The sequence below is a fragment of the Bradyrhizobium sp. SZCCHNR1093 genome, assembly GCF_032381175.1.
GTDB lineage: Bacteria > Pseudomonadota > Alphaproteobacteria > Rhizobiales > Xanthobacteraceae > Bradyrhizobium.
Genome location: NZ_JAUHJJ010000017.1, coordinates 63,980 through 85,676, shown reverse-complemented (window position 1 = coordinate 85,676; position 21,697 = coordinate 63,980). Strand labels below are relative to the sequence as shown.

The following is a 21,697-nucleotide window of genomic DNA, read 5'->3' as shown; positions in this document are numbered from 1 at the left end:
CCGCTCTTGAACGGCCGATTCGTCATGCCCCCAAATCTTACCGTGAACACTGAGTTCTTGCCCAGCCTCGACGGGCATGACGCCTTGCCACCAGCCGCGCCCGGCGCCCGGATCAGTCCTCGACCCGCAGCTCATCGCCATGGACGTAGCAGTCGGCATTCGGAGGCGGCGGTGGGACAGGCTGGTCTTCCGCTATCTCGGCTCCAAGCGGGGACCCGCCCCGACGATACACGCGCCCGCCAGCGAGCCGGACCTGCTGCGCCGTCGCCTCATCGCCGATATCCGGCCGACGTTGCCGACGTCGCGCAAGCGGATTGATCCCGATCAAGGACCAGGCGCCGCGCCGGAGCAAACTCATCGTCAACCTGTGGCTGCACAGGCGGGACATGGGGAAACGCCATCATGGGAAACGCCATGCGGAGATATCTTCTTGCCTTTACCTTGGTGATCGCCGCACTCGGCTTTACGTCGTCGGCGCGTGCGGGATGCTGGCCGAACGAAAACTTCCACCTCGTGTGCTGGCTGGATACCTATGGAACGGCGTGCGAAGCGCACCACGCGCTGACCAGCGTCAGAGCCGTGCTGTATCCAGAGCCGCGCTACTCGTACTATGAATTCGAGGTTTCGCACTGGTGGACGGCCCACAAGACCGTGGCCTGTCCGCCGAATCAAAAGACGACGTTCAGCGGTGTCTGGGACCGGGAAACCGGAAAGGCGGAGGAAACGGCGACCACCGGCATTTCGTCGGTGACGAGGCGAGTCTATTGCAGCAACAATCCCTGGACGGGCCAGGGGCCGCCGACGGTGCCGATCTGCTCATATCCGGCCGATGATCCGAACGTGGGACTGCCCGTCACCTCGGCGATGCTCACGCAAAGCCAGCGAGACGATCTGCTTCGCGTTCAGGAGCCGTTGCATACCCGTTGCCAGCAGATCAAGCCACTCGAGGACGAGGTGTCGTGGCTGAACGGCCGCCCCATCGTCGAGGTGGTCGCGTCCCATCATGAATATCAGAAGCTCGAATGGCATCTGTGGTTCATGGACTTCGGCGAGTTCGGACCGTGGCATGAGGTCGCGGCACCGAAGCCGAAGGGCCCCTTGATCTGGAAGGGCACGACCTATACCGAGCGCCGCATTGCGACATCGAGGCACAGATATTGGCTGAACAAGCCCGGCCGCTGGAAGGTGGTTGCGAAGCCGAAGCCGACCGCGGCGGCGGCGCAGGGGATCCCCATCAGCGTGACCACCGAATGTCCCGGCGCGACGTTCAACGTGCAGTGATGGGCGATCACGCGGTCCTCATGGCGTGCGGGAACATGCTTCCGCACGCCACGTCACATCGCCTGGACTATTTCTGCGGCCGATGCCGGTGTGGTCATGGCCGCGCAGGCGGAGGATGGAGTCGGCTGAGGCGAGGGTGGACCGAATCAGCCTTGACAAAATTCTGATTTAAAGAAATAATGGAGCATCACAGTCAGCCGAAGGCGAACCGGCGCTCCATGCAGTATTTCGTCGTGATGATCGACTACGGCCGGCGCGGACGCGAGGCCGTGGTCGATCCTGAAATGACCCGGCGCGACGTCGTTGCGCGTATCGCGTCGGGGGAATATTCGAACGTCAGCTTCATCCACGAGATCGTCGACCGGTCGGTTGCGGACGTCACGGCCGATATCATGTCCGAAGCCGCCCTGCCCGAGATCGATGGGCGGGACGCCGACCTGCAGGCGGTCCAGTTCGATCACCTTCGCGATCTGCGCAAGCACGAGCAGGTTTGACCGGACTGCGCCGGCCCGTGCCACATGGTGCGGCGACGACGAAACAGGTGAGCCGGCACCTGCAGCAGGCCCCCCCGGAAGGGCACGTCGGATCAGACCAGAAAGACGGTCGAGCCGGTCGTCTTGCGCGCCGCGAGATCGGCGTGTGCCCGGGCCGCGTCCTTGAGCGGATAGGTCTGATTGACCTCGATCTTCACCGCGCCCGACTTGACCACGTCGAACAGCTCGTTGGCCATCGCGACCAGGCTCTCACGCTTGGCCGCGTAGGTGAACAGCGTCGGCCGGGTCACGAACAGCGAGCCCTTTTGCGCGAGCAGCCCGAGATTGAGCGGATCGACGGCGCCCGAGGACTGGCCAAACAGCACGGCGTAGCCGAGGGGCGCGAGGCAATCGAGCGACTTCAGGAAGGTGTCCTTGCCGACGGAGTCATAGACGACAGGCACCTTCTTGCCGCCGGTGATCTCGCCGACGCGCGCGACGAAGTCCTCGCGCGTATAGATGATGGTATGCTCGCAGCCATGCGCCCTGGCCAGCTGCGCCTTGTCATCGCTGGATACGGTGCCGATGACGTGAACGCCGAGATGCTTGGCCCACTGGCCGAGGATGAGGCCCACACCGCCGGCGGCGGCATGCAGCAGGATGGTCTCGCCCGCCTTGACGCGGTAGGTCTGCCGGATCAGGTACTGGGCGGTCAGGCCCTTGAGCATCATCGCCGCGGCGGTCTTGTCATCGATGTCATCGGGCAGCTTCAGCAGCAGCGCGGCCGGCATCAGCCGCGCCTCTGAATAGGCGCCGAGCGGCGACGAGCCGTAGGCGACGCGGTCGCCCACCTTCAGGTCCGTCACCCCTTCGCCCAGCTCCTCGATCACACCGGCGCCCTCGCTGCCCAGTCCGCTCGGAAGCTGGACCGGATAGAGCCCGGAGCGATTGTAGATGTCGATGAAGTTGAGCCCGACCGCCGTATGGCGGATGCGCGCCTCGCCGGGGCCGGGCTTGCCGACCTCGATCTGCTCCCAAGCGAGGACCTCGGGACCGCCGGTCTTGTGGAAACGAATGGCGTTCGTCATGGGTTGTCATCCTCCCTGTCGGATTGCGCGACGCCGCGCCGCCCGGCCGCGCCGGCGCCGTTGCGGGCCGTTCGAGCCCTTGTTCTTCCGCGGCCGAACCTCGGTCATCCGTAGCCGCTGTCGGCTCGGTTTGGCAATCGGCTTTGCCAGCCGGCACAGGAACAACGTTTGCCGTTCCAGCGTTCATGGCCATAGGCATGGAGTCCGAGCCCATGGCGCCCAAACGACGCAGCGCAGCGGTCAATCTGGCCATGCTGATCGAGCTGGCCTCCCACACCTTCATGGGCATCGCCATGGGGCTCGGCTTCGCCTTCGCGCTGATCCAACTGGATGCGTTCGGCGTCTCGACCCTGATCGCCCACAGTCTCGATCCGCATGTGACGTTCGTGATCTTCGTCGGTGTGTTGACGCTGTCCTTTGCTGTCGGCGCAACGCTGACGGGATTCGTATTCACGATGATGGAGGAGAGATAGACCCGACGCACGCCGATGACTGCGTGGCGCTCGCAGCTGTCATATGCGCGTCGCGCAAACCATGCAGATGGACGGCAGGTTCGACCGGCGCGGAGATGACGAAATGGCCGGACTGCTGGATGCAGGCGATCCGCGGCTTCGCGAGGTCGGCCTCGGATCCGTGGGTGATGCCACGCCATTGGGTGCGCGGCCCTCATGAACGGCTGGCTTGCTCTGTTCGCGGCGGGAGCTCTCGAGATCATCTGGGCGCTCGGCCTGAAGCATTCCGACGGCCTGACGCGCTTCTGGCCCAGCGTCGCCACCGTGATCGCCATTCTGCTCAGCTTCGCGATGATGTCGCTCGCGCTGCGCTCACTGCCGTTTGGCACCGCCTATGCGGTATGGACCGGGATCGGCGCGGCCGGGAGCATTCTCGCCGGCATGATCCTCTACAGCGAGCCGGCGGATCCGACGCGGCTGTTCTGCCTCACGCTGATCATCACCGGCATGATCGGGCTGAAGCTGAACTCGCCGGTCTGACACGGGCGACGATCTCCGGCAGGATCGCGAGAGTTCGACGCTGCCGAACACGGCGAGGGCGAGCACGAACGGCAGCAGATGATAGAGCGCACGGAAGATCAGCAGCGCCGCGAGCAGCCGCTCCTGATCGCCGCCCAGGCCCAGCAGGATCGTTGCATCGAACAGGCCGATGCCGGCCGGGGCATGGCTGGCAAATCCAAGCAAGGTCGCGGCAATGAAGACCGCCATCAACCGCGCGAGATCGATGCCGAGTTCCGCCGGCATGAGGACGTACATTGCCAGCGCCGCGGTGCTGAGCTCGACCAGTCCGACCAGGATCTGCAGCAGCACAGCGGGCCCGGACGGCAATCGAACGGGCCAGCGGGCGCTTCGCCGCCCCGGCCAGCTCCACACGACGAAGGCGGCAACGGCGCAAAGCAGTCCCGCGGCAACGAGACGGTTGAGCGCCGGCGGCCAATACTCCACCCATCCGAAGGCGTCCGGATCAATCATCAAGCTCAGGCCGAGCGCGGTGAGATTTCCGAGCCAGAAGGTCAGTCCGGTGAGGAAGCTGATATTGGCGATGTCGATCGCACCGAGCCGGTACGGCGCGTAGATCCGATATCGAACCAGCGGCGAGATCAACGCGACCGCGCCGATGCCGTGCGCAATCGGGTAGCTCGCGAAGCTGCCGAGCGCGGCCGCGCGATAGGGAATGTCCCGCCGGCCAATCGTCCGCAACGCGAACAGGTCGTAGAGCGTGAGGCTGGCGTAGGAGAGGACGATGAACGCCAGCGCCATCGCGATCAGATGAAGGTCCGTGGCCTCGACGATCGACAGAACATGAACGAAGTCGAGCTTCTTGACGGCGCGTGCCAGGACATACACGGCCACAGCCGCAATCGAGAGGCTCAGGGCCAGTCCGCCCAGGCTGCGCAACCAGATTCTGCGGTTCGACTGCAGCGGCGAAACGTCGGTCAGGTCAGCCATTCAACGTGTTTCGTTTCAAACATGCGCCGGCCGATTCGAGCAGGACGATGGCGCCGTTTGACACACCGATGTGACAGCGGCGTTACCGTTGTGCGCCGCCCACACACCTTAATTATCTGTTAACGCCGGACGATCGTTCACCGCTACCAACACGGCGAGCTGCAATGCAGCACCACATTCGCGATCATTCAAATTTGAATTAATCGCCGGTGGGTTCGAGCGTAATGACGTGAACCGTATCAGTACGGATGCATGAAGGTCGCATCTTCGTCACGCGGACTTTCTAAGACGGGTGCGGGACGTCAACATTCGAGGCAGCATGAACGCGGAAATCGAACACGAGCTCACGCCGGACCAATGGGAGACGCTGAAGGCGCTTCGCATTCCCGCGCGTGAACGCCGCAGGCTGAACGGCGTGATTGTCGACGAGCTCACTGCATTTGGACTCGTCGCAATCGACAATGGCGCCGCGACGCTCACCGTCGCCGGGCGCAAGGTTCTCATCAGAGGATCCTCACGCCTGCTCGACGTCGCAGCCTGATCTTTCGGAGCCCGGCCTTCCCTTTTTGAAGAGCCGCGCGCCGAATTCACCACAAGGATTTCCGCGCGCGCTCGGGCCACTCGCGATCGTACGCCGCGCTGTCGATATCGTTGGCCGTCATCGCCGCAAGAATCTGTCCCGGCGTCGGCAGTTGCCGCGGGTCGACGCGCTTGTCAGGGTTCCAGAGATCGGCACGAACGATCGCGCGGGCGCATTGGAAGTAGATCTCTTCCACCGCCATGACCAGGACGGAGCGCGGCGGCTTGCCTTCCATCCGGAACGACTCCAACAGATCGGGAGCCGTCGACAGATGACCGTGTCCGTTCACACGCAGTGTATTGCCCGATCCCGGAATCAGGAACAGCAGACCGATCCGCGGATCGCGCACGATATTGCGCAGGGAATCCACGCGATTGTTGCCGCGGCGATCCGGCATCATCAGGGTCTTGTCATCGTGGATACGGATGAAGCCGGGAAGATCGCCGCGGGGCGAACAGTCGAGACCTTCAGGACCGCAGGTCGCGAGCGCCACGAACGGCGACTTCTCGATCATGATCCGGTAGTGCGGCGTCACGCGATCAGCCACCTTCGCCGTCGATGCCAGCCCCGTCTCGCCATAGATCGCCTCGAGCTGCTCAATCGTGGTGATGATCGACATGGCCGCCTCCTCCCTCGGATCCGATCGGTTCTGCGTCGATCGGTCGCTTGATGATTTCCGCCAGCCTGTGACCGTGCGGCTCGGGATCGCCGACATTGACGATCGTGACATCCGCCACGGTGTCTTCGCTCACCGCCCGGTGAAGACGCTCACCGATATCGCCGTCACTCGGACGGTGCCGCTTGCCGAGCCGTTCGGCGAGAACATCTGCCGGCGCAGTGATGGCGACGACGATGACGTCGGCATAGTCCCGGCGCGCGGCGGGAATGATCGTTCGCGAGACGTTCACGACCACGATGCGGCCGGCCAGGATGTCATTCTTGATCGCGCGCGGCACGCCGTAGTCATGTCCGTGGGCCTCCCAATGCAGCGCGAACTCACCGGCGCTGAGCGCCTCACGAAAAGCGGACGCGCTCATCTCGAGATTATCCTCGAAAGCCGAGGCCTCGCGCGTGACGATCCGCCGCGGAAAAACGATCCGGTCATCGCTGGCGCATTCGCGGCGCGCCACGTTGAGCAAGGTGTCCTTGCCCGCGCCGCTCGGCCCGACCACCAGGATCAGGCGGCCGGGACCGAGCTTCTCGGATGTCTTCGCCGATGCAACCTCGGTTCCGCTCATGCCACCCGCTGCCCTTCCCGCCAGACGCTGCGCACGACCGACAACTGTCCCGCGACATGAACACGGATCAAGTCCGCACGCTTGCCTGCGGCGATCTCACCGCGATCATGCAGGCCGACGGCATCGGCGGGCGCCTTGGTGACGGTGCGGACGGCTGCGGCAAGATCGATGGAGGGCACCCGCTGCGGCAATTGCAGCGCGCCCATCAGCAGGCTCGACGGTACGTAGTCCGACGACAGAATGTCGAGCAGGCCCTCGCGCGCGAGGTCCACGGCGGCGATATTGCCGGAGTGAGACCCGCCGCGCACGACGTTGGGAGCGCCCATCAGAATGCTGATGCCCGCCTGGTGAAGGCCCCGCGCGGCTTCCATCGTGGTTGGAAACTCCGCGACTGCGATGCCGTCCTTGATCGCGTCCGCGACGTTCTCCTCAGTGGTGTCGTCATGACTGGCCAGGGGTACGTCATGGGTCTTCGCCAGCGCAACGATGTCGCGCATGTTCGGTGCCGCATAGGCCTGCTGATAGGCGAATCGCCGCGCGAACATCACGTCGAGCTCTGCATCGGTCTTGCCGCCGCTCTTGCCGCGATAGTAGTCGCGCAGCTTGCCTTCGTCGCGAAACTGGCGCTGCCCGGGCGTATGATCCATCAGCGACATCAGCCGCACATCCGGGCGCCCGGCCAGCTGCCGCGCCTCCTCGACCACGGTCGGCATCGGCACCTCGCAGCGCAGATGCAGAAAGTGATCGGACCGCAGCAACCCGCCGTCGCGCGCCGTCGCGATCGCATCCGCGAGCACATTGGCCTGGCCGTCGACGCCCTCGGCGCCCTCTTCGCTCCACACCCGCAGCGAATCCAGCACCGTCGTGATGCCCGCGGTCGCAAGCTGCCCGTCATAGGAAATGACGGCAGCAACGGGATCCCAGTAGACCTTCGGGCGCGGCACGAAATGCGCTTCGAGGTGATCGGTGTGCAGTTCGACCAGGCCGGGCATCAACAGGTCGCCGCCGGCATCCAGGCTGCCAACCGGCGCTGTCCCCTCGCCCAGTTCGGCGATCCGGCCTCCCGCGATCGCCACCCAGCCCTGCTCGACGACGCGGTCGGCGAGGACCAGCCTGGCATTTCCTATCACGAGATCGGACATGTTCGCGCTCATCTGCAATTGTCCCTTTACGCCGCCGCGGCGAATGTCATGACGTCGACCATGCGATCCGCAATCTGCGCGCGGATCTCGTCATCATGCACGATCGCGAGCATCGCCACTCCGTCCTTCTTCTTCGCTGCGATCAGGTCGACCACAACCGCGCGGTTCGCCGCATCGAGCGACGCGGTCGGCTCGTCGAGCAACAGCACCGGAACTTCGGAGATGAAGCCGCGCGCGATGTTGACCCGCTGCTGCTCGCCGCCCGAGAAGGTCGACGGCGGCAGCGACCACAGCCGCTCGGGAATGTTCAGCCGTCGCAGCAGCCCACCTGCCCGCACCCGCGCATCGTCGCGCGGCAAGCCGGCCGCGAGCAGCGGTTCGGCAACAACATCGAGTGCAGGGACGCGCGGCACCGCGCGCAGGAATTGGCTGACATAGCCGATGGTCTGCCGCCTCGCATTCAGGACCAGGCGCGGCTCGGCGCCGGCGAGATCGGTCATCTCGCCCTGGTGCCGGACGCCGATGCGGCCGCCATCGCAACGGTAATTGCCGAAGATCATCTTCAGGATCGACGACTTGCCAGCGCCCGACGGTCCCGACAACACGACGCATTCGCCCGCCTTGACCTGGAACGACACGCCGCGCACCACGGGCAGCGATATGCCGCCCTGCAGATGCATGGTGAAGGTCTTCTCTGCATTCTCGACATCGATCATCACGGTCATCGCATTGGGCCCAATTGCATCATGGCGGCAGGATCGAGGACACGAGGAGCTGCGTGTAAGGCTCGCGCGGATCATCGAGCACCTGGTCGGTGAGACCGGTCTCGATCACCCGCCCCTCCTTCATGACCATCACACGATGAGACAGCAACCGCGCCACGGCCAGATCGTGGGTCACGACGATGGCGGCGAGGCCAAGCTCGTTGACGAGGCTGCGCATCAGATCGAGCAGGCGCGCCTGCACGGACACGTCGAGCCCCCCAGTCGGCTCATCCATGAACACGAGCCTGGGCTCGGTCACGAGATTGCGCGCGATCTGCAGCCGCTGCCGCATGCCGCCGGAATAGGTCCGCGGCGCATCGTCGATGCGGGCGACGTCGATCTCCACGCGCGCGAGCCATGACGAGGCGGTCTGCCTGATCCGGCCATAGTTATTCCAGCCGACCGCCATCAGCCGCTCGCCAACATTGGCGCCCGCCGAAACCGCCATGCGCAGGCCTTGCGCCGGGTCCTGATGGACATAGCCCCAATCGGTGCGAAACAGAAAACGGCGTTCGGACTCCCCGAGCCCGGCAAGATCGCGCAGCACCCCGTCACGCATCCGATAGGACACGCGGCCAGCCGTCGGCGCCAGTTGCGCCGACAACATCTGCAAGAGTGTCGATTTGCCCGAGCCGGACTCGCCGACAATGGCGAGCACCTCGCCGGGATAGAGCACGAACGAGACGTCGCGGCATGCCGCCAACCGGCCGTAGCTCTTTGCAAGCCCCTCGGCGACGAGCAGCGGCTGATCGGAGGCGCTGATCATCTCAGCCATGGGCGCTCTCCCTGTGCGGGGCGGCGCTCTGCGCGCCACGATGTCCGGACGCCTGGCGGCCCTCGCAGTAATCGGTATCGGAGCACACGAACATGCGGCTGCCCTTGTCGTCGGTCACGATCTCGTCCAGATAGGAATCCTCCGCGCCGCACAGCGCGCAGGGCGCGTCGAACTTGTAGCGCGTAAACGGATGGTCCTCGAAGTCCAGCGAGACGACCGATGTAAACGGCGGAATGGCATAGATTCGCTTCTCGCGTCCCGCGCCGAACAATTGCAGCGCCGGGCAATTGTCCATCTTGGGATTGTCGAACTTCGGCGTCGGCGACGGATCCATCACGTAGCGCGCATTGACCTTGACCGGATAGGCGTAGGAGGTCGCGATGTGACCGAAGCGTGCGATGTCCTCATAGAGCTTGACGTGCATCAGTCCATACTCGGCCAGCGCATGCATGCGGCGGGTCTCGGTCTCGCGCGGCTCGAGAAAGCGCAGCGGCTCCGGGATCGGCACCTGATAGACCAGCACCTGCCCCTCGTGAAGCGGCGCCTCGGGAATTCGGTGACGGGTCTGGATCACGCTCGCCTCTTCCGTCGACGTCGTGGTCGCGACGCCCGCAGTCTTGGCGAAGAATTTGCGGATCGAGATCGCATTGGTCGTATCGTCCGAGCCCTGGTCGATGACCTTGAGCACGTCGTCGGGACCGAGAATGGCGGCGGTGACCTGCACGCCGCCGGTGCCCCAGCCATAGGGCATCGGCATCTCGCGGCTCGCGAACGGCACCTGATAGCCCGGAATCGCGATCGCCTTCAGGATCGCGCGGCGGATCATCCGCTTGGTCTGCTCGTCGAGATAAGCGAAGTTGTACGTCGGCGCGTTCATTCCGCAGCTTCCTTCAATTCAGGAGCGGCATTGGCCTCGGCGAACTCCTGGCGCAGCTTGCGCAGCAGGCCGAGCTCGGACTGGAAGTCGACATAGTGCGGCAGCTTCAGATGCTCGACGAACCCGGTCGCCTGCACATTGTCGGAGTGCGACATCACGAACTCCTCATCCTGCGCCGGTGCAACCATATCCTCGCCGAGCTCGCGCGCGCGCAAGGCTCGGTCGACGAGGGCCATCGACATCGTCTTGCGCTCGCTCTGCCCGAAGGCGAGACCGTAACCGCGCGTGAAGCACGGCGGCTCGGTGGCCGACCCCTTGAACTGGTTCACCATCTGGCATTCGGTCAGCTCGACCGATCCGAGCGGCACCGCAAAGCCGATCTCCTCGGCCAAGAACTCGACCTCGACTTCGCCGAAGCGGATCTCGCCGGCGAAGGGATGATTGCGGCCATAGCCGCGCTGGGTCGAGTAGCCGAGCGCGAGCAGAAACCCCTCGTCACCGCGTGCGAGATTCTGCAACCGCAGATCACGATCGGCGGGAAAGCCTAGGGGATCGCGGGTGAGATCGCCGACCGGCGCGCCAACCTCGGCTTGCGGCGACGGCTCGATCAAGCCGTCCTGGCCGAGAATGTCGGTGACACGTGGCGTCGGCGCATTCGGCGCCTCGGCACGGGCCGGCGGCTCCGGCTCGGCGCCTGCCGCCAACTGCGGATCGAGCAGCCGATGCGTATAGTCGAAGGTCGGCCCGAGCACCTGGCCGCCGGGAATGTCCTTGAAGGTCGAGGAGACGCGCCGCTGCACCCGCATCGCGCCGGTGTCGACCGGCTCGCTTGCGCCGAAGCGCGACAAGGTCGCGCGGAAGGCGCGCACCAGGAAGATCGCCTCGATCAGATCGCCACGCGCCTGCTTGATTGCGAGCGCCGCGAGCTCGCGGTCGTACAGCGAGCCCTCGGTCATCACGCGATCGACGGCAAGCCCCAACTGCTCGGAGATCTGCGCCAGCGACAGCTCCGGCACGTCGCGATCACCCCGGCGCTCATGCGCCAGCAGCCGGTGCGCGTTCTCGATGGCGCGCTCGCCACCTTTCACGGCGACATACATGCCTTACTCTCCTGCGGAAACGAGTCGGGTCGTCCGCGGGATGGCGACGATGGACGAGCCATCGACGAGCACCACATCGACACCACGCGGAAACAGCTTCTCATTGATCGACAGCCGCTCGAACAGGTCGGCGGGCGCGACCGTTGCACGGAACAATGTCGTCCCGTCGATGCCCGGACCGCGCAGCTTGAACGCCGGCCCTCCGGACAAGCTCGGCACCTGCAGGATCAGCGTCGTCGAGCGATCGGGGTACTCAGCACTGCCGAGCGCGAATGAATTCAAATCAGGCAGCGCTTCGGGGTCCGCCGCCACTGCAAAGCAGGCGAGCGCGGCATTGGCGACGATCGGCGCCCCGGTGTGAAACTTGAGCCAGGCGCCGACCTCGGGCGTGCCGGCGAGCGGCGCATCGAGCCAGATCGGCGTATCATGATCGAACAGCGTCAACGCGATCGCGGCAGCACCAGGCATCATGGACGAGGGCCGGCCGACATTGACCTCGACCTGCCGCACATTTCCCGGACGCGCCATGGCCTCCATGACGGTACGGAAGGTCGATTGCGCGGACAGGACATTGTCGGCGAAACCAGGCTGCAGATCGGAAGCGGCGGCAGCCATCAGCCTTCTCCTCGCACCATCGTATAGAAATCGACACGCGTGGCCGCAGCCTCCTCTGCGCGGTGCTCGCGCGAAGTGCGCATCTGCGCCTGCAGCGGCGCAACCACCTGCGTCTCGATCGATCGCGTGTGGCTTGGTGACTGGATCATCGCGTCACACAGCGCCATCAGACGCGCCTTGGCGGCGTCGCGTCCGAGCACATAGCCGAACCCGACCTCGCCGCTCTCCAGCCGTACCGCGGCGCGCGACACCGTCGCCTCGCCGACATTGAACGGCGCTCCATCACCGCCGATCCGGCCCCGCAGCATCACGAGGCCATTCTCCGCCGGGCGCAGGTCGCGATGCTCAGGCAGCGCGAGGCCATCGAGCCTGGCGCGGATGTCCGCATGCGAGGCATGCGCCAATACCCGCATCACCGCCCTGCGCCGGTCCTGCATCGCCGTCTCGCCGTCCATCTTCATCCCGATCTTGCCGATACGAAGTTGTCTATGTTAATAGACAACTTCGTATCGAAGCGCCATGACTGTTTGATGACATGGACGTGATTTCGAGGCCGGACAGCGGGGAGCCGCGATGAGCATGCAGGGCGCCGATTCGGGCGTGGCGCTGTGGCGGCGGGTGGCCGACGGCATCGAGCGCGACATCGCCGACGGCCGCTTCGCCGCCGGCACGCGCCTGCCCGGCGAGACCGAGATCGCCGAAACCTACCGCGTCAACCGTCATACGGTACGGCGCGCGCTCGCGACCTTGGCGCAGCGCGGCCTCGTGCGCGCCGAGCGCGGCAGCGGCACCTATGTCGAAGCGCCTCGTCTGTCATATCCGCTGAGATCGCGAACCAGGTTCTCCGAGATCGTGGGCGCCGGCGGGCGTGAGCCTCGTGGGCAGTTGATCGCAGCGTCCGAAGAGCCCGCAACGCGCGAACTCGCGCGCGAGCTGCGATTGAAGACGGGTGCTCCGCTGGTCCGAATCGAGGCACTGCGTCTTGCCGACAAGACCCCGATCTGCGTCAGCACGTCCTGGCTGTCGTCCGAGCGATTTCCCGAGGCCGGTCACATCTTCGCGTCGGTCCGCTCGATGACGGCGCTGCTCGCGCATTACGGCATTCGCGACTATCGCCGCGGCACGACCAGGATCACGGCAGCCATCGCCGACGCAAGCGACGCCGCACGGCTCGACCTCGCGATTGGGCGCCCGGTGCTAGTCGTCGACAGCACCGACATCGATGCCGATGCGACGCCGCTCGTCAGCAAGCGCTCGCGCTTCGCCGCGGAGCGCGTGACGTTCGAGGTCGAGAGCTAGACCAGACATCCATGGCTTTGTCGCGTCCTTGCGCGCTCAGTCGATGAGCGTGCCGTCTTGATTGAAGAACGGATGCGGCCCGTCGAAATCCCCGATCGGCACCTGATGCGTGACGACCGTTCCGAATCCCGGTCCTGGAAACCAGGCATGAAGGTGAAAGGCCGGCGGCTCGATCCGGAAGGATGGGGGTCGAAGCTCGGCCAGGTCGAGAGCGACGGCATGGTTCGGTGCCGGGCAAATCGCACAGGGAATGCCGGCAAACCGGGTCAGTGCCGCGCGGTGGACGTGACCGCATCCGATCAGTTGCACCCGCGGATGGCGCGTGAGGATGGCCGCGAGATCGTCGGCGTTGCGCAGGTTCTGCCGGTCCATGTGCCAGATGCCAGTGGCGAACGGCGGATGATGCAGAAACAGCAAGGCCGGCTTTTCGCTGGAGGCGGACAGCGCGGCGTCGAGCCATTGGAGACTCGCCTCATCGAGCTCGCCATGCGGATGGCCGGGCACGCTGGAATCGAGCAGAAGCAGATCGAGATCGGCCAACGCCACATGCCGGTTCAGCGGACCGGTAGGTCCACCATGGAGAGTGCCCGGAAACGCCGCGCGCATCAGCTCGCGTGAATCGTGATTGCCGGGCACGGCGGCGAATGGAATCTCGAGTTCGCCGAGAAGATCCTTGAGATGATCGTACTCGGCCGGCGACGGCGTATCGGCGAGATCGCCCGAGATCACCACCAGATCGAGCTTCGGCTCGAACCGGTTGAGTTCCGCGATGCTACGGGCCAGCGCACGCGCCGTATCGACCCGGCGGTAGGCGAGCCGGCCGGGCGCCTTGATGTGCAGATCGGAAATCTGTGCGATGGTGACGGGACGCCTAGTCATGCTGATCCGCCTTGCTCCGGCAGCAGACGAATGGCGCTCGGCTCAATCGACAGGCCGATCCGCTCACCCGCGCTGACCCTGATCGTATTCGGTGCGTCCACCGTCAGTGGAACGGCGGCGGCGTCGCGGACGATGATCCGCTGGCGATCACCGGCGAAGCGGACGCTGTCGACGAGGCCGGTCAGGCACGATGCCGCCGCGTCGACGATGCCGATCGTTTCCGGCCGAACCATCGCCACCGCCTTGCTGCGCGAGCCGGGCTCAGCGATCGGCTGTCTCCCTCCGGGCAGAACGAGGTGAGCGCAGTCGACCTGAGCCTCGATGATGTTGGCCGCGCCGACGAACTCCGCGACGAAGCGGTCGGCGGGCGTGAAATAGATCTCGCGCGGCGTCCCGACCTGGGCGATGGCGCCCTTGCGCATGACGACGATGCGGTCGCCGAGCTCCATGGCTTCGGCCTGGTCATGCGTGACGTAGATTGCGGTGATGCCGAGCGTACGCAACAGGCCGTTGAGCTCGCCGCGCAACCGCTCGCGGAGCGCTGCGTCCAAGGCTGTGAGCGGCTCGTCGAGCAGCAGCACGCTCGGCCGGATGGCGACCGCGCGCGCGAGCGCGACGCGCTGGCGCTGACCGCCCGAGAGCTGATCGATGCGCCGATCTTCGAGGCCGGCGAGGTTGGTCAGCGCGACCAGCTCGGCGACCCGCGCGGCGCGCTCCGGCTTGGGCACGCCGCGGATCTTGAGCCCGTAGCCGATATTGTCAGCGACGGTCATGTTGGGGAACAGCGCGTAGGATTGAAACACCATGCCGACATTGCGTTTCTCGATCGGCTGCCTCGTCAGATCCTTGCCGTCGAAAAGCACGCGCCCGCCCGCATCGGGTGTTTCGAGCCCGGCCACGATCCGCAGCAACGTGGTCTTGCCGCAGCCGGACGGCCCCAACAGCACCAGCGTCTCGCTCTGCGCGATGTCGAGCGTGGCGCGCGCGAGCGCGCAGGTCCCGTCGGCAAAGGTCTTGCCGCAATTCTCGACCTTCAGCGCGGCTCCATGCCGGGTCATCGGGCTCACCGCAGGCTCCCTCTCTCGCCGATCCATTGCATGGCCACCAGCAGAGGGATGATCATGACGAAGAAGATCAGCGTGTAGGCGGATGCGACCTCCAGCCGCATCGATGCGTAGCTGTCGGCGAGGCCGACCGGCAGCGTCTTGGTCAGCGGCGTATGCAACATCCAAGTCAAGTTGAATTCTCCGAGGGATAGCGTCACCACCATGAGGCTGCCGGCCAGGATCCCCGGCGCGGCATTGGGAACGATGACATCGATGAAGCGGCGCCATGGCGCGGCTCCGACCGACGCGGCGCCCTCATCGAGCGACTTGACGTCGATGGTCGCGAACACAGCCATCACGGAGCGCACCATGAAAGGCATCGTGAAGATCACATGGCCGGCGAGGATGAACAGCCATGAGCGACGGAAGCTGCCGAAGCCACCATAGGTGAGCAGCAGCGCCAGCGCGATGGCGAGCCCGGGAATCGCGAGCGGCAAGGTGATGATCTCCTCGACCAGCCGCGCCAGCCGTCCGCCGCGAACGTAGAGCGCGTAGGCAGCGGGAACACCGACCACGAGCGTGACCGCCAGCGTGCCCAGCGCGATCAGGATCGATGCCATGATCGTGCCCGCGTAGAGCTCCCAGACCTGGGCCACCCACTGCAGCGTCACGCCGGACTGAATGCCGCGGAAGTAGTTGACGGTCACGCCCGCGGCGATCGAAAGGCCGGCCGGCACGGCCAGGAAGGCGGCGACCAGAAGTGTGAACAGTAGTTGAAGGATGAAGATGACTCTGTCGCGCACGTGCCTACCCTGCCGCTGCCACCGAGCTGCCGGCGAAGGAGCGCGCCAATGCGAGCATCAGCCAGGTCATCAGGCCAAGGCCGACCGAGAGCGCCGCCGAGGTGGCCAGGTTTCCGGCCAGCGTGAACTCCGTGTAGATCAGCATCGGCAACACGTCGATGTTCGTGGCCAAGGTGAATGCCGTTCCGAACGCACCCATCGCCGTCGCGAACGCGATCGCGCCGGACGCGATCAGCGCCGGGGTCAGCGCCGGCAGGATCACGTCGCGCAGCACGGCCCAGGGGCTCGCGCCGAGCGATCGGGCCGCCTCCTCCAAACCGGGGTCCAGCTTCTGCGCGGCAGCCATAATCGTGAGGATCACCCGCGGAATCGAGAAATAGAGATAACCGAGGAACAGCCCGTAGATCGAATAGGCGAATACGAGCTTGTCGCCGGTGAGCCGGGACGAGACCTCCCCGATCATCCCCTGGCGGCCAGCCAGAAGGATGATCATGAAGCCGACCACGACGCCCGGGAACGCGAGCGGAAACGTCAGGATCGCGACCAGGACCGCGCGGCCCGGAAACCGGTGACGCTGCAGGAACAGGCCGGCGATCGTCGCAATGACCAGGGTCGCGATCGTGGTGGCCGCCGCCAGCGTCAGCGTGTTGAGAAGTGTCGCGCGGTAGCGCGGCTCGAGGATGATGGCGAGATATTCGGCCAGACCGTGCGGTCCCTCGGCGCCGGTGACGAGCAGCCTCGCCATCGGCAACAGGAAGAATGCAGAGGTGACGGCTCCCAGGGGCAGCAAACAGAGCCGGACGAAGGATTTGTGCGACATGTGATCAAGTGCACCTCCGCCGGATCGTCTCCGGCGGAGGCGCGGCGCTCCTTTAGCGAACCTCGGACAGGTAGCGGTCGACGAAGCCCTTTTGTGCGGCTTCCATATCGCCCCAGTTCACGCTCTTGGCGCGAGCGTAGTCGCTGTCCGGCAGGAACTTGTTCTTCACCGATTCCGGCAGCTCGATCGGGCGCGCCGGACGCAGATAGGCATTGGTCCAGATCGCCTGGCCCTTGTCGGAGAGCAGATAGTCGATGACCTTCTTCGCCTTGTCCTTGTCGGGCGCGTTCTTCACCAGGCCGACCACATAGGGGAAGACCACCGAGCCCTCGCAGGGAATGACGAACTCGAAATTGCCCTTCTCGGTATACTTCGCGCGGTAGGCGTTGAAGTCGTAGTCGAACAGGATCGGGATCTCGCCCGAGACGACGCGCGCATAGGACGTCTGCTTCGGCACGATCGGATCATTCTTGCGCAGATCCTTGAAGAACGTAAGGGCCGGCTCGAAATCGGCCTGCGAACCGCCGAGCGCGAGGTTGACGGCAACGGCGCCGACATAGCCGACGGCCGCCGAGCTCGGATCGAGATAGCCCACCATGCCCTTGTAGTCGGGCTTGAGCAGATCCTTCCAGCAGGCCGGAACAGGCTTGCCACCGAGCGCGTCCTTGTTCACGAACAGGCCGAGCGTGCCGGAGTGGATCGTAGTCCAGTAGCCATCCGCATCCTTCAAGCCGGCGGGGACCTGATCCCAGTTCGCGGGCTTGTAAGCCTCAAGCGCGTCCTGCGCCTTCGCCTTCATGCCGAAGGTGACGCCGAAATAGCCGATGTCGCCGACGGGGTTGCTCTTTTCGGCGAGGATCTGCGCCAGCGCCTGGCCGGAGTTCTTGTTGTCGTGTGGAATGTCGTAGCCGAGATCGGTCTTGATCGCCTTGAGCATCGAGGCCCAGTCGGCCCATTCCGGCGGGCAGTTGTAGCAGATGACGTCCGCGGCCTTGGCCGGCTGCCACAACGCGGCAACACACAGCGCGAGAAGAGCGAGAACGAGGCGGGTGACCTTCATGAAGACAGACTCCGTATTCCCTGGCACGGCGGCCAGTTCCGGAGCTTCCCCTAACGGCCGCACATGAAGGATTTGCGACAGAAAGTGCAGTGCACACAGCCAAAGCCGCACCTTGATCGTTCGTCAACGAACGATCGCAACCTTCAGATGCCGCGACGTTCAAGCGACGGCGCGGCGACCGATGATCGCAAAGCGCAGCTTGCCCGAGATCCAGTCGATCGCGGCCACCGCCACCAGGATCATCAGGATCAGGAACGACACCTTCTGCCATTCCAGCACGCGGATCTGCTCGGCCAGTTGTAGCCCGATGCCGCCCGCGCCGACGATGCCGATGATCGTCGCCGAGCGCGTGTTGGATTCGATGAAGTAGAGCACCTGGCCGGCAATCACCGGAAGAACCTGCGGCAGCAGGCCGAAGCGGATCTCGTGCAACGCGCTGCCGCCGGCCGCACGCACGCCCTCAACCTGCTTCCGGTCGGCGCTCTCCATCGCCTCCGAGAACAGCTTGCCGAGCGCACCGAAATCCGAAACCGCAATCGCCAGCACGCCGGCGAAGGGCCCGAGGCCGACGACGTTGATCCAGACCAGCGCCCAGATCAGCGTGTCGACGCCGCGAATGGTGTCGAACAGGCGACGCACCGGAAAGCGGAAGACGGCCGACGGGACGATATTCCTGGCCGCAAGCAGGCTGACCGGAAGCGCGAAGACGGCCGCCAAGGTGGTGCCGAGCACCGCGATCGAGAGCGTCTCGCCGAGCGCCTTGAGATAGATCGGAAGCGACGAGCCAGGATCTGGCGGCAGCATCATTCGCGCGATCCAGCCGAGCTGGCCGAGGCCGGACAGCATCCGCGACGGCGAGAAGTCGAGATCGACGAGACCAAAGACGAAGATGGCCAGAGCCGGCAGCAGCACGACCGGCGTTGCGAAACGTGCGGACAGGGACCGATTGAAAATATGCGGGTAGCGCTCGGCAAGCTGCTTCGCGTCCGGTGAGCCGGAGATGCTCATGTGCGGGCCTCCGAGCCGAACAGGCGGCCGCGTAGCCAGCCGGTGCCGATATCGATCAGGAACACCGTGACCACGATCATGACGAGTATGGCGCTGACGTCGGAATAGTAGAACTTGCGGATCGCGACCACGAGCTCCTGGCCGATGCCGCCAGCGCCGACGAAGCCCATCACGGAAGCCTCGCGCACGTTGATCTCGAAGCGCAGCAAGGTGTAGCTGGAGAAACCCGCAATAACCTGAGGGAGCACGGCAAATCGCATGCAAGACAGCCAGCTCGCGCCGGTGGCGCGCACGCCCTCGACCGGCTTCATGTCGGCATTCTCAACGACCTCGGAGAACAGCTTGCCGAGCGCACCGCTCGAATGAAGGGCGATGGCGAGCACGCCCGGGATCGGCCCAAGCCCGAAAGCAATGACGAAGATCAGGGCGAACACGACGCTCGGAACGGTGCGGGCGAATTCCAGGAGCCGGCGCACCGTGAAGCGGATCCACGGCGCGGGCGAGGTGTTCTCGGCGGCGAGGAAGTTGAGACCGAATGCGACGAGCATTCCGGCCATCGTGCCGACGTAGCTGATCAGCAGCGTCTCTGCCAGCAGCTTGATCCACTTCTTGAAGCCCCAGAACCATTCGGGCAGATTGGTCCAGACCCGCTGCCCGTCGTCGAGCGTGAAGATGCGATCGAAGTAGCTGATGAAGTTGCCGAAGTAGGTATAGAACGTCCGCAGATTGACCTCGGCACCGATGGCCGCGGCGAAGAGCACCGCCAGGAATACCATGGCGGACAGGGCAAGACGCAATCGACGGCGCGAAACGGCCCGCCGATAGGTCTCGTTCAGAGCCGCAAGCTGCTGGCTTGGGAGGATCGAAACGGCAACAGCCATCGGGCTCGTGCTGCTCTTGGTTCGGACGTGTGAGGGATTCTTCAACGGACGAGCCGGGCCCCACGGGACCCGGCTTACCATCGATGGATCGTCGATCAGGACGCCTTCTTGCGCAGGCTGTCGACGAATTTGATCAGGTCGATCGTGCCGTCCCAGTCCTTCGTCGTGGCAGGGTGGAAGCCCTTCTTCTGGCCGTCGGAGAGACGGTCGAAGGCGGCCTTGTCCTTGATCGGCGCATCGAAGAAGGCCTTGGCGATCGCCGATTTCAGATCGTCCGGCAGGTCCGTGTTGTAGGCGTAGGGGCCGTTGATGATCGGCGCCGACTTGTGAATGATGCGGAAGTCGTCCTTCTTCATCGGCGAACCGTCAGCGTTCTTCAGCATGCCCTTGGTCAGCATCTGGGCCAACGTCGAATCGTTGTCGCTCGTCCATTGGTTGGCCGCGATGTCGACAGTCCCCTGGGACAGGGCCAGCACCGCGTTCTCGTGGCTGCCGGTGAAGACAACCTTGCCAAAATACGTCTCGGCGTCGGTCACGCCCATCTTGTTGAGCTCGAAGCGGGGCACGTTGTTGCCCGACGTTGAGTTCGGATCGACGAGGCCGAGATTCTTGCCCTTGAGGTCTTCGACCTTCCGGTACGGGCTGCTCGCCTTGACGAAGAACACCGAATAATAGCCGGTGCTGCCGTCGGAGTTGATGTCGTTGGCGAAGGCATCGGTCTTGACGCCGGTGAGCCGGGCGCGGGCAAACGACGCCGAGCCATAGCTCGCGATGTGGATGTTGCCGGCGCGCTGACCTTCGATCACGGCCGCGTAATCGTTGGCGATACGCAGCGTCACCTTCACGCCCAGCTCTTTCGAGAGATAGTTCACGAAAGGCGTCCAGCGCTCGGTGACACCCGAAGCGTTCTCTGCCGGGACCACGGCGAAGGTCAGCTCAGGATACTTCGCCTTCCAGTCCTCGGCTGACGCCGAGGCCGTGAAAGCCAGCGCAGCGACGCCCGCCAGAACGATGCGACGATTGATCATAACATGCCCTCTTGTTGCAGTAAGGAACAGGTCTCGCCCCCGCGCCATGCGGAAGCTCGAGCTTGCAGAAATCCGCGTCTCAGGCCACGGCGGCTTCGCCGAGTGCCGGCACCGTTGCCGCCGGTGCCGGATGGATCGAACCCATCACCTCGTCCGCCTCGAGATCGTAGAGCTCACGTGCGATCTGCGCCGTCAGCGCCGACGGCACGTCGTCGAACACGATCCGTCCGGTCGCCATGCCGATCAGGCGATCGCAATAGCTGCGCGCCAGATCGAGCGAATGCAGGTTGCAGACGACGGTGATGCCGAAATGCTTGTTGATGCGCAGCAGCGCGTCCATCACGATCTTGGTGTTACGGGGATCGAGCGAGGCGATCGGCTCGTCTGCGAGAATGATCTCGGGGTTCTGCACCATCGCGCGCGCGATCGCGACGCGCTGCTGCTGCCCGCCCGAGAGCTGATCGGCGCGCTGCGCTGCGAGGGAGGCCATGTCGAACTGCTCGAGCGCGGACAGCGCCATGGCGACATCCTCCGCCGGCCAGAGCTGCGCCAGCGAGCGCCACGACGGGATTTCGGCGAGTCGCCCCATCAGCACGTTCGTCAGCACGTCCAATCGGCCGACCAGATTGAACTGCTGGAAGATCATCGCCGAGCGCGCACGCCACTGCCGCAGATCGCGGCCGCGCAGCGCCGTCACGTCGAGATCCTTGAAGAGGATGCGGCCGCCGCTCACCGGGCTCAGACGATTGATGGACCGCAGCAAGGTCGACTTGCCGGCGCCGGAACGCCCGATCACGCCGACGAAGCTGCCGGGTGCAACTGAGAAGGATGCATTGTCGACTGCGGCTTTCATGCCAAAACGGCACGTCAGGCCATCCACCACCAGCATTGAATTCTCCAGACGCCTCGCTCTGGCCTATCGCTAGCGTCTGGATTCTACAGTTATGTGACAGCGACACCGCAGCGCCGCACTCGTCCA

At 64.9% G+C, this 21,697-nt stretch carries 25 protein-coding genes; 6 read left to right on the top strand and 19 right to left on the bottom strand.

Annotated features, from left to right (window positions below):
* Window positions 1–414: 414 nt before the first annotated feature.
* Both QX070_RS31450 and QX070_RS31445 read left to right on the top strand, forming a co-directional pair.
* Window positions 415–1,281, top strand: a complete 867-nt coding sequence (locus QX070_RS31450) for a hypothetical protein (RefSeq protein WP_315713006.1) — start codon at window positions 415–417, stop codon at window positions 1,279–1,281.
* A gap of 218 nt (window positions 1,282–1,499) precedes the next feature.
* Complete coding sequence (locus QX070_RS31445) at window positions 1,500–1,775, top strand: hypothetical protein (protein WP_315741022.1); 276 nt, start codon at window positions 1,500–1,502, stop codon at window positions 1,773–1,775.
* Between the two features lie 92 nt (window positions 1,776–1,867).
* Here the strand turns inward: QX070_RS31445 and QX070_RS31440 are convergent, their stop codons facing one another.
* Window positions 1,868–2,842, bottom strand: coding sequence for a quinone oxidoreductase (locus tag QX070_RS31440; protein WP_315741021.1), 975 nt, complete (start codon window positions 2,840–2,842; stop codon window positions 1,868–1,870).
* 212 nt (window positions 2,843–3,054) lie between these two features.
* On the opposite strand from QX070_RS31440, the gene QX070_RS31435 reads away from it, so the two are divergent.
* The 3 genes from QX070_RS31435 (at window position 3,055) to QX070_RS31425 (ending at window position 5,344) form a co-directional block, all read left to right on the top strand.
* On the top strand, window positions 3,055–3,315 hold the full coding sequence (locus QX070_RS31435) for a hypothetical protein (protein ID WP_315741020.1): 261 nt from the start codon (window positions 3,055–3,057) through the stop codon (window positions 3,313–3,315).
* 195 nt (window positions 3,316–3,510) lie between these two features.
* Window positions 3,511–3,834, top strand: a complete 324-nt coding sequence (locus tag QX070_RS31430; protein ID WP_315741019.1) for a multidrug efflux SMR transporter — start codon at window positions 3,511–3,513, stop codon at window positions 3,832–3,834.
* A 1,288-nt stretch (window positions 3,835–5,122) separates the two neighbouring features.
* Complete coding sequence (locus QX070_RS31425; RefSeq protein ID WP_315741029.1) at window positions 5,123–5,344, top strand: hypothetical protein; 222 nt, start codon at window positions 5,123–5,125, stop codon at window positions 5,342–5,344.
* A gap of 46 nt (window positions 5,345–5,390) precedes the next feature.
* Here QX070_RS31425 and QX070_RS31420 read toward each other — a convergent pair whose 3' ends face one another.
* From QX070_RS31420 to phnG, 9 genes are read right to left on the bottom strand one after another with little or no spacing between them, the layout of a single operon-like run.
* Window positions 5,391–6,002: a pyridoxamine 5'-phosphate oxidase family protein gene (locus tag QX070_RS31420; RefSeq protein ID WP_315741018.1), complete on the bottom strand. Its 612-nt coding sequence runs from the start codon at window positions 6,000–6,002 to the stop codon at window positions 5,391–5,393.
* On the bottom strand, window positions 5,980–6,621 hold the full coding sequence (gene phnN, locus QX070_RS31415; RefSeq protein WP_315741017.1) for a phosphonate metabolism protein/1,5-bisphosphokinase (PRPP-forming) PhnN: 642 nt from the start codon (window positions 6,619–6,621) through the stop codon (window positions 5,980–5,982). The genes QX070_RS31420 and phnN overlap by 23 nt, the downstream gene beginning before the upstream one ends.
* Window positions 6,618–7,775, bottom strand: a complete 1,158-nt coding sequence (locus QX070_RS31410) for an alpha-D-ribose 1-methylphosphonate 5-triphosphate diphosphatase (protein ID WP_315741016.1) — start codon at window positions 7,773–7,775, stop codon at window positions 6,618–6,620. Before QX070_RS31410 ends, phnN begins: the two co-directional genes overlap by 4 nt.
* A 14-nt stretch (window positions 7,776–7,789) precedes the next feature.
* Complete coding sequence (phnL, locus tag QX070_RS31405) at window positions 7,790–8,488, bottom strand: phosphonate C-P lyase system protein PhnL (protein ID WP_315741015.1); 699 nt, start codon at window positions 8,486–8,488, stop codon at window positions 7,790–7,792.
* A 19-nt stretch (window positions 8,489–8,507) separates the two neighbouring features.
* Complete coding sequence (gene phnK, locus QX070_RS31400; protein WP_315741014.1) at window positions 8,508–9,302, bottom strand: phosphonate C-P lyase system protein PhnK; 795 nt, start codon at window positions 9,300–9,302, stop codon at window positions 8,508–8,510.
* Window positions 9,295–10,179 (bottom strand): alpha-D-ribose 1-methylphosphonate 5-phosphate C-P-lyase PhnJ, encoded by an 885-nt coding sequence (locus tag QX070_RS31395; protein WP_315741013.1) that lies wholly within the window; start codon window positions 10,177–10,179, stop codon window positions 9,295–9,297. The genes phnK and QX070_RS31395 overlap by 8 nt, the downstream gene beginning before the upstream one ends.
* Window positions 10,176–11,279 carry a carbon-phosphorus lyase complex subunit PhnI gene (locus QX070_RS31390; RefSeq protein WP_315741012.1) on the bottom strand — a complete coding sequence of 368 codons (1,104 nt, stop codon included), beginning with the start codon at window positions 11,277–11,279 and terminating at the stop codon, window positions 10,176–10,178. Before QX070_RS31390 ends, QX070_RS31395 begins: the two co-directional genes overlap by 4 nt.
* A gap of 3 nt (window positions 11,280–11,282) precedes the next feature.
* Window positions 11,283–11,894 carry a phosphonate C-P lyase system protein PhnH gene (gene phnH, locus QX070_RS31385; RefSeq protein WP_315741011.1) on the bottom strand — a complete coding sequence of 204 codons (612 nt, stop codon included), beginning with the start codon at window positions 11,892–11,894 and terminating at the stop codon, window positions 11,283–11,285.
* Window positions 11,894–12,349 (bottom strand): phosphonate C-P lyase system protein PhnG, encoded by a 456-nt coding sequence (gene phnG, locus QX070_RS31380; protein WP_315741028.1) that lies wholly within the window; start codon window positions 12,347–12,349, stop codon window positions 11,894–11,896. Before phnG ends, phnH begins: the two co-directional genes overlap by 1 nt.
* 118 nt (window positions 12,350–12,467) lie before the next feature.
* Here phnG and phnF point away from each other — a divergent pair, with 118 nt between their 5' ends.
* Window positions 12,468–13,193 carry a phosphonate metabolism transcriptional regulator PhnF gene (phnF, locus tag QX070_RS31375; RefSeq protein ID WP_315741010.1) on the top strand — a complete coding sequence of 242 codons (726 nt, stop codon included), beginning with the start codon at window positions 12,468–12,470 and terminating at the stop codon, window positions 13,191–13,193.
* A gap of 36 nt (window positions 13,194–13,229) precedes the next feature.
* Here phnF and QX070_RS31370 read toward each other — a convergent pair whose 3' ends face one another.
* The 9 genes from QX070_RS31370 to phnC all read right to left on the bottom strand — a co-directional run bounded on the left by QX070_RS31370 (window position 13,230) and on the right by phnC (window position 21,607).
* A complete protein-coding gene (locus tag QX070_RS31370; RefSeq protein WP_315741009.1) occupies window positions 13,230–14,072 on the bottom strand; it encodes a phosphodiesterase in 843 nt (280 codons plus the stop codon).
* Window positions 14,069–15,130, bottom strand: a complete 1,062-nt coding sequence (locus tag QX070_RS31365; RefSeq protein ID WP_315741008.1) for an ABC transporter ATP-binding protein — start codon at window positions 15,128–15,130, stop codon at window positions 14,069–14,071. The genes QX070_RS31370 and QX070_RS31365 overlap by 4 nt, the downstream gene beginning before the upstream one ends.
* Window positions 15,131–15,135: 5 nt before the next feature.
* On the bottom strand, window positions 15,136–15,921 hold the full coding sequence (locus QX070_RS31360; protein WP_315741007.1) for an ABC transporter permease: 786 nt from the start codon (window positions 15,919–15,921) through the stop codon (window positions 15,136–15,138).
* Between the two features lie 4 nt (window positions 15,922–15,925).
* The gene (locus tag QX070_RS31355) at window positions 15,926–16,741 is read right to left on the bottom strand and encodes an ABC transporter permease (protein WP_315741006.1); all 816 of its coding nucleotides are present in this window, start codon (window positions 16,739–16,741) and stop codon (window positions 15,926–15,928) included.
* 52 nt (window positions 16,742–16,793) lie between these two features.
* Window positions 16,794–17,801 (bottom strand): ABC transporter substrate-binding protein, encoded by a 1,008-nt coding sequence (locus QX070_RS31350; protein WP_315741005.1) that lies wholly within the window; start codon window positions 17,799–17,801, stop codon window positions 16,794–16,796.
* A gap of 159 nt (window positions 17,802–17,960) precedes the next feature.
* A complete protein-coding gene (gene phnE / locus QX070_RS31345) occupies window positions 17,961–18,809 on the bottom strand; it encodes a phosphonate ABC transporter, permease protein PhnE (RefSeq protein WP_315741004.1) in 849 nt (282 codons plus the stop codon).
* On the bottom strand, window positions 18,806–19,690 hold the full coding sequence (gene phnE, locus QX070_RS31340) for a phosphonate ABC transporter, permease protein PhnE (protein WP_315741003.1): 885 nt from the start codon (window positions 19,688–19,690) through the stop codon (window positions 18,806–18,808). Before phnE (QX070_RS31340) ends, phnE (QX070_RS31345) begins: the two co-directional genes overlap by 4 nt.
* A 95-nt stretch (window positions 19,691–19,785) precedes the next feature.
* Window positions 19,786–20,718: a phosphonate ABC transporter substrate-binding protein gene (gene phnD / locus QX070_RS31335; protein WP_315741002.1), complete on the bottom strand. Its 933-nt coding sequence runs from the start codon at window positions 20,716–20,718 to the stop codon at window positions 19,786–19,788.
* 79 nt (window positions 20,719–20,797) lie between these two features.
* Window positions 20,798–21,607, bottom strand: coding sequence for a phosphonate ABC transporter ATP-binding protein (gene phnC, locus QX070_RS31330; protein WP_315741001.1), 810 nt, complete (start codon window positions 21,605–21,607; stop codon window positions 20,798–20,800).
* Window positions 21,608–21,697: the final 90 nt, after the last annotated feature.